General features: G+C 62.5%; 5 protein-coding genes (1 of these 5 running past the window's edge). 4 read left to right on the top strand and 1 reads right to left on the bottom strand.

Annotated features, from left to right (window positions below; all coding sequences use genetic code 11):
- The first annotated feature begins 61 nt into the window (after nt 1–61).
- The 4 genes from AC4PTT_RS04425 (at nt 62) to AC4PTT_RS04440 (ending at nt 5,585) form a co-directional block, all read left to right on the top strand.
- The gene (locus AC4PTT_RS04425; protein WP_224924963.1) at nt 62–724 is read left to right on the top strand and encodes a DUF4167 domain-containing protein; all 663 of its coding nucleotides are present in this window, start codon (nt 62–64) and stop codon (nt 722–724) included.
- A gap of 217 nt (nt 725–941) precedes the next feature.
- On the top strand, nt 942–3,563 hold the full coding sequence (clpB, locus tag AC4PTT_RS04430) for an ATP-dependent chaperone ClpB (RefSeq protein ID WP_206546226.1): 2,622 nt from the start codon (nt 942–944) through the stop codon (nt 3,561–3,563).
- 24 nt (nt 3,564–3,587) lie between these two features.
- Nucleotides 3,588–3,953 (top strand): MmcQ/YjbR family DNA-binding protein, encoded by a 366-nt coding sequence (locus tag AC4PTT_RS04435; RefSeq protein WP_492162176.1) that lies wholly within the window; start codon nt 3,588–3,590, stop codon nt 3,951–3,953.
- A 171-nt stretch (nt 3,954–4,124) separates the two neighbouring features.
- Nucleotides 4,125–5,585, top strand: a complete 1,461-nt coding sequence (locus AC4PTT_RS04440) for a L,D-transpeptidase family protein (protein ID WP_244974868.1) — start codon at nt 4,125–4,127, stop codon at nt 5,583–5,585.
- 132 nt (nt 5,586–5,717) lie between these two features.
- Here the strand turns inward: AC4PTT_RS04440 and AC4PTT_RS04445 are convergent, their stop codons facing one another.
- Nucleotides 5,718–7,533: the 3' portion of a M23 family metallopeptidase gene (locus AC4PTT_RS04445; RefSeq protein WP_206546228.1), read on the bottom strand. 122 nt of this gene lie beyond the right edge of the window; the window shows 1,816 of its 1,938 coding nt (coding positions 123–1,938); the start codon falls outside the window, past its right edge; the stop codon is at nt 5,718–5,720.

Genomic DNA, 7,533 nt, shown 5'->3' on the forward strand with positions numbered 1-7,533 from the left:
TCGAACAAGCAGTCTCGAAAACCAAGAGAGTCGAATGAGGCCACAACAGCAGAACAGGCGCATGCGCGGCCGCGGAAACAACAACCGCAAGGGTCCCAATCCGCTGGCGCGCAGCTATGAGAGCAACGGTCCGGACGTGAAGATCCGCGGAACCGCGCAACAGGTGGCGGACAAATACACCACGCTGGCGCGCGACGCGCAGAGCTCCGGTGATCGTGTGATGGCCGAAAACTATCTGCAGCATGCCGAGCATTACAACCGCATCATCGCTGCCGCGCAGGCGCAGCAGCAACAGCAGCAGGCGCGTGACAACCGCGACGATGCTGATGGTGATGACGAGCAGGATGTTGCCGAGGCGAGCAATGGCAACCAGAAGCCGCAGCGCCAGAAGCGCGTGGACGATGGTTCCGGCCCGCAGCCGGAAATCAAGGGTGTTCCCGCAGAACTCGCGCTGAACGGCGGCGAAGGTGCAAACGGCCATGCGGCCGAAGCTGCCGAGCCGGGCGCAGAGGAAGAAAAGCCGAAGCCTGTCCGCCGCACCCGCAAGCCTGCCGCAGCAAAGACGCAGGACGAGGCAGCGGCACCCGAGGGTGAGGAAGGCGAAAAGCCGGTCAAGCGTCCGCGCCGGACGCGCGCCCGCAAGACCGATGACGCCGAGGGTGGCGAAGGCAATGAAGCCGCAGCCCCCGTTGCAGCGGCCGAAGAGGTTGCCGCGCAGGGCTGAACGGCCTGACATTCCAGAGCATTTTGAACGGCGGGGTTTCCCCGCCGTTTTTCGTATGTCCCCATCTTGTTCCTATAGGGATATGTTCCCATATCCCAAACAGTTGGGCTTGCCACACGAGACCGTGATAATCTGATGTCATCACGGTTTATGGGAGCCCGTCGCATTGGTCGTTGTCAGCGCTGCAAAGCAGGCTGGCAGGGAAATGGAGACACTTATGAACTTTGACAAATATTCCGAGCGCGTCCGCGGTTTCATTCAGTCCGCCCAGACCCAGGCGCTCAGCAGCAATCATCAGCAGTTCACGCCCGAGCACCTGCTCAAGGTGCTCGTTGACGATGAGGAAGGCCTGGCTGCTTCCCTGATCGAGCGCGCCGGCGGGCGTGCCAAGGATGTGCGCCTCGGTGTCGAGGCCGCGCTCAAGGCAATGCCGCAGGTGGAAGGCGGCAATGGCCAGCTTTACATGGCGCAGCCGCTGGCCAAGGTTTTCTCGACCGCCGAGGAGCTGGCCAAGAAGGCTGGCGACAGCTTCGTCACCGTGGAGCGACTGCTCACCGCGCTTGCGGTCGAGAAGTCGGCCAAGACCGCCGACATCCTGTCCAAGGCCGGCGTTACACCGACCGCGCTCAATCAGGCCATCAACGATATCCGCAAGGGCCGCACGGCTGACTCGGCCAGCGCCGAGCAGGGTTACGATGCGCTCAAGAAATATGCGCGTGACCTGACGGCCGATGCGCGCGCCGGCAAGCTCGACCCCGTGATCGGTCGTGACGACGAGATCCGCCGCACGATCCAGGTCCTGTCGCGCCGCACCAAGAACAACCCGGTTCTGATCGGCGAGCCCGGCGTTGGCAAGACGGCCATCGCCGAGGGCCTTGCCCTGCGCATCGTCAATGGCGACGTGCCTGAATCGCTTAAAGACAAGCAGCTCATGGCGCTCGACATGGGCTCCCTGATTGCCGGCGCGAAATATCGCGGCGAGTTCGAGGAGCGTCTGAAGGCGGTGCTTTCCGAAGTGACGGCTGCCGACGGCAACATCATCCTGTTCATCGATGAGATGCACACGCTGGTGGGCGCGGGCAAGGCGGACGGCGCGATGGACGCGTCCAACCTTCTGAAGCCGGCTCTGGCCCGTGGCGAACTGCACTGCGTTGGCGCGACGACGCTTGATGAATACCGCAAGCATGTGGAGAAGGACGCCGCTCTGGCGCGTCGTTTCCAGCCGGTTTTCGTCAGCGAGCCGACCGTCGAGGACACGGTTTCGATCCTGCGCGGTCTGAAGGAGAAGTATGAGCAGCATCACAAGGTGCGGGTCTCCGACTCGGCGCTGGTGGCCGCTGCGACGCTCTCCAACCGGTACATCACCGACCGCTTCCTGCCCGACAAGGCCATCGATCTGGTGGACGAGGCATCCTCGCGCCTGCGCATGCAGGTGGACTCAAAGCCCGAGGAGCTGGACGAGATCGACCGCCGCGTCATGCAGCTCAAGATCGAGCGCGAAGCGCTGAAGGCCGAGAAGGACGAGGCTTCCAGAGACCGTCTGGTCAAGCTCGAGAAGGAGCTGACCGATCTCGAGGAAGAATCGGCGCGCCTCACCAGCCGTTGGGCTGCCGAGAAGGACAAGCTCGGTCTGGCCGCCGACCTGAAGAAGCAGCTTGATGAAGCCCGCAACGAACTGGCCATTGCCCAGCGCAAGGGTGAGTTCCAGCGCGCCGGCGAACTGGCCTATGGCCAGATCCCCGAGCTTGAGAAAAAGCTGGCCGAAGCAGAGGCCCAGAGCGAAGAGGAAAGCGCTTCCGGCATGGTCGAAGAGACCGTCAAACCGGATCACGTGGCCCATATCGTCTCGCGCTGGACCGGTATTCCGGTCGACAAGATGCTGGAAGGCGAGCGTGAGAAGCTGCTGCGCATGGAAGACGAGATCGCCAAACGGGTCGTCGGCCAGGGCGAGGCGGTTCAGTCCGTCTCCAAGGCCGTGCGCCGTGCGCGCGCCGGTCTTCAGGACCCCAACCGGCCAATCGGCTCCTTCATGTTCCTCGGCCCGACAGGCGTCGGCAAGACGGAGCTGACCAAGGCGCTCGCCAGCTTCCTGTTCGATGACGAGCAGGCGATGGTGCGCATTGACATGTCGGAATTCATGGAGAAGCACTCCGTGGCCCGGCTCATCGGCGCGCCTCCCGGCTATGTCGGCTATGAGGAAGGTGGTGTTCTGACCGAGGCGGTTCGCCGCCGGCCCTATCAGGTGATCCTGTTCGACGAGGTCGAGAAGGCGCATCCGGACGTGTTCAACGTGCTCCTTCAGGTTCTCGATGACGGACGCCTGACGGACGGTCAGGGCCGCACGGTCGACTTCCGCAACACGCTGATCATCATGACGTCGAACCTGGGCGCCGAGTATCTCGTCAACCTTGGCGAGAACGAGGATGTCGACAAGGTTCGCACCGAGGTGATGGATGTCGTGAAGGCATCGTTCCGGCCCGAGTTCCTGAACCGGATCGACGAGGTTATCCTGTTCCACCGGCTGCGCCGGCAGGATATGGGCAAGATCGTCGAAATCCAGCTTCAGCGGCTTGAGCGTCTGCTTGCCGATCGCAAGATCACGCTCGACCTCGATAAGGATGCGGTCGAGTGGCTGGCCGAGAAGGGTTACGACCCGGCCTATGGCGCGCGCCCGCTGAAACGGGTGATGCAGAAGGAGTTGCAGGACCCGCTGGCGGAGAAGATCCTCCAGGGTGAGATCTTTGACAACTCCACGGTCAAGATCACGGCCGGCTCTGACAGGCTGAACTTCCGGCCGAGCCGGGCAACGAATGCAGATCAGGCCGAAAAAGCGGCCTGATTCCAAAACACGAGGGGAGGGCGGATGCAGCTCGATCACTACAACGCAGTTTGTTCCGCCCTTCCACACGCCACCCACGTTGTTCAATGGGGTGGTGCGCATGTCTGGAAGGTGGGCGGCAAGGTTTTCGCCATCGGCAGCGCGGCTGACGGCGGAGATGTTGCCGTCTCCTTCAAATGCTCCGAGATGGCCTTCGACATATTGAAGGAGCAGCCGGGCCTGCGGCCCGCCCCCTATCTCGCTTCGCGCGGCATGAAGTGGATCCAGCGCCAGAACGCGGAAAGCATGGATGACGCCGCCCTTCAGGACTATCTGGCCGAAAGCCACCGGATCGTCGCATCGGGTCTGACACGCAGGCTGCAGCGCGAACTGGGCCTCTCCGCCACCTGATTAGCGACGCGAAAAGTTCAAAGACTGGCCATTTTCACGTCCGGTTCATCTCCTATGGTAAATAGTTCGTCAAATGGGCGAATCGCTGGCGGGTGATCAGCCTATCCGTGTGGGACCAGACGAGGGGCTAAAGACGTGAAACTGCAATTGCTGACCGCATTATGTCTGGCAATGGGGCCGACGGCAGCCATGGCCGCCATGCCGGAGAGCGAAGACCGGCGAAACGGTTTCGTGTTGCAGCGGGGCAATGATCAGACTGCTGGCCGGGGCATGACGGCCGAGACATCGACCCAGGCGCCGGTACAACTCGCCCAGAATTACGACTTTGACGTCTATATCGATCAATATGGCCGCGAGATCATCGTCGACGCCTATACCGGCGAGGTGGTGGAGATCAGGCCTGCCGCGCGCGGAAACCAGCGCCCTGCGCGCCGTCCGGCGCGGCCGCGCGAGTTCGACGGGGATGTTTATGACTTCTCCGACCCGCGCGATGTCGACCGTTACCGTCGCGACCGGGGCAGGGCGAACCGTGCTCCCGTCGAACGCCAGCCCGATCCCTATTACGACCGCTCCTATGGTGAAGCGCCGCGCTACAACGACCGCAACATCTATCCGGAAGCGCCGAATTACGGGCGCGGTTCCATCGACCGCGCACCTCTGCAGCCCCCGAATTCACGTGACAGCATGGCCGGCATCCCCGGCGAAGAGCCGCGCTTTGAACCGGGAACGGGCAACGCGTCCGGCACGCCGACCCTGCCGGGAGATGCGGCTGTCGTTCTGCCGCGCGGCGTGAGCGAGGATGTCACGCGCTTTCAGGTTCTGCTCGACCGCGCGGGCGCGTCTCCGGGCGTCATCGATGGCCGGACCGGCGACAATGTGAACAAGGCGATCCGCGCCTATCGCGATATCACCGGCCAGACGCTCAGAACCTATGACAATGAATGGGTGAAGGCGGAGCTGGAGCGCACCGGTGGTCCGGCTTTCAAGGAATACACCATCACCGCCAAGGATGTGGCCGGTCCCTATATCGCGTCGGTTCCGGCCGATTACAGCCAGAAGGCTGCGCTCGGCGCACTGTCCTACACCTCGGTTGTCGAGGCGCTGGCCGAGCGCTTCCATATGGACGAGAAATATCTCGTTGCGCTCAATCCGGATGCGAATTTCAACCGGCCCGGTACGGTTATCAAGGTGATCAACACCGGCAAGCCGAAGAAAACCGAAGTCGTGCGGATCGTTGCCGACAAGGGCGCGCGCCAGGTGCGCGGTTACAGCGCCGACGGAAAGCTGGTCGCCGCCTATCCGGCCACCATCGGTTCGGCGAGCACGCCGTCGCCGAGCGGCACGCACACGGTCACGCGCATCGCGCTCAACCCCGAATACACCTACAATCCGAAGGTCAATTTCAAACAGGGCAACAATGACAAGGTTCTGACCATCCCGCCTGGCCCCAATGGCCCCGTCGGAACGGTCTGGATCGCGCTGTCAAAGCCGACCTACGGCATTCATGGAACGCCCAATCCCTCGAAGATTGGCAAGACGGCCTCCCATGGCTGCATCCGGTTGACCAACTGGGATGCAGAGGAACTGGCCAAGCGCGTGAAGCGCGGCGTTTCGGTGGAGTTCGTGGATTAAGCTTTCCGCAGCCATCCGGCACTGCCCGATGGATATTACCGGTCTGCCGTTTCAGGGAAATGGCAGACCGCTCGCAACTTTTTGTTTCCTGTGAAGCTTGCTGTCAGGCAATCCTGCCTGACAGCAAATGACTCAGCTGCCCGATGCAGCAACGGAAAGCGGTGTCTCGTCGTTTTCCTGAAGCAGTTCGTCAATGCGGCTGCGCTCGCGCTCGAATGCCAGCAGATCCTTGCCCTTCAGCGCCCGGTTGTCGGGCAGGCGGACGCGCATCGGATCCACTTTCGTGCCATTGACGATCATTTCGTAGTGCAGATGGTTGCCGGTTACGAGACCGGTCGCGCCGACATAGCCGATCACTTGACCCTGACGAATACGCGCGCCCGTCGTCACACCTTTCGCGATGCCGCTCTGGTGATTGTAGGAGGTTTTGAAGCCATTGTTGTGGCGGATGATCGTCTGGCGGCCGTAACCGCCGGCCCAGCCGGCCTTTTCGACCACGCCGTCGCCGGCCGCGATGATCGGTGTGCCGCGCGGGGCGGCCCAGTCGACGCCGGTGTGCATCTTGCTGTAGCCGAGAACCGGGTGACGGCGCATGCCGAAGCCCGAGGTGAACCGCCCGTTGGGCACCGGATTGCGGATCATGAAGCGTTTCGAGCTGCGGCCTTCCTCGTCGAAATAGTCGACCGTGCCGTCATCGAACTGGAACCGGTAGAAAGTGCGGGTCGCGCCGCCGAAACTCGCCTTTACATAAAGAAGCTCCGACTGGTCCGTCGCATTCTTGTCCGCATCGGGTGCGGAGAAGAAGACTTCAAGCTGGTCGGCCGGCGAAAGCCGCGACTGGAAATCGACATCGGCCGAAAGCAGCTTCACCAGCCGCTTTGTCATGTCCGGGGTCAGGCCGTAGGCATAGGAGGCACGGTAGATGCCGTCATAAACCCGCGGCAGATCGGAGCGTGGCATGCGGCGCGGCGCGGTCGGATGATCGAACGCCGCCAGAAGGACCGGATTCATCTCCGGTTCCTGCGCTGGCACATATTGGTCGCGGTCATCGAGCGCGATCGTCACGATGTGCTTCTTGCCTTCATAGATGCTGGTGCGAACCACGCGGCTTTTCACGCCGTGCGTTTCAATGCCCACGCGCAGCAATGTGCCGGCCTTCAGTTCCGTCGCATTGAGCAGCTTGGTGATCGCCTCGACCATGCCGTCGACATCTTCACCCTTGTAGCCGGACTGGGTGAAGACCTCGGCCACGGCCCGCTCTGTGCGGAAGGGAATGAGGTCTTCGGCAAATTCGGGTGTCGTTTCGCGACCGCTGCGCGCAGCGACCGAGACATTCTCGGGGATGATGCGCGCGCTGAAGGCGGCCAGCGCCTGGGTGGAAAGCGTGTCGCCGAAGCGCTGCGGATCCACATAATGAAGAGAGGCCACCTGAACGTCGCCATCGGTCAGGATCGCGCCCGTGTTGCGCACGGCCACTTCAACTTCTTCCGTGCTCAGGCTGCGGGCCGAGGAGAAGTCGGAAGACCAGAGCGGAAAGTCGCCGCTCTTGAGGCTCACTTCGCTCTCCACCTTCGCACCATATATAAGGCCCGTGCGGGCGGTGCTGGTCGCGCCGTCTTCTGCAAAGACCGCGAGCGGGTCGAAGGGCGGATAATCCTTGTCTGTCGTATGGCTGGCGGTCAGCGCCATTTTCGCATGAACAAAGGGCAGCGTGCGGATCAGATCCGTGTCGCCGCTGCGCATGACGGTGGAGACTTCCATCATGCGGCGATCCTCGCCGCGGCTGATCGTATGGGGGGTGACAAGACGGCCGGTCTTCGCGGCTTCGCCAACCGGGTCTGCGATTTCTCCCAGAAGGGCGATTTCCGGCGGAGTGGCCAGCTGCTGGCGGCCGTCGAGGGCGGCCGAAAGCGCAACACCCATCAGAACGGTAGAGGTCACGCCTGTA

It is taken from the genome of Nitratireductor sp. WH36-1 (assembly GCF_058725515.1).

What these genes read in the sequence shown, in the direction of transcription:
- AC4PTT_RS04440 (WP_244974868.1), top strand. Translation starts at nt 4,125, where the DNA reads ATGGGGCCGACGGCAGCCATGGCCGCCATGCCGGAGAGCGAAGACCGG.
- AC4PTT_RS04425 (WP_224924963.1), top strand. Translation starts at nt 62, where the DNA reads ATGCGCGGCCGCGGAAACAACAACCGCAAGGGTCCCAATCCGCTGGCG.
- clpB (WP_206546226.1), top strand. Translation starts at nt 942, where the DNA reads ATGAACTTTGACAAATATTCCGAGCGCGTCCGCGGTTTCATTCAGTCC.
- AC4PTT_RS04435 (WP_492162176.1), top strand. Translation starts at nt 3,588, where the DNA reads ATGCAGCTCGATCACTACAACGCAGTTTGTTCCGCCCTTCCACACGCC.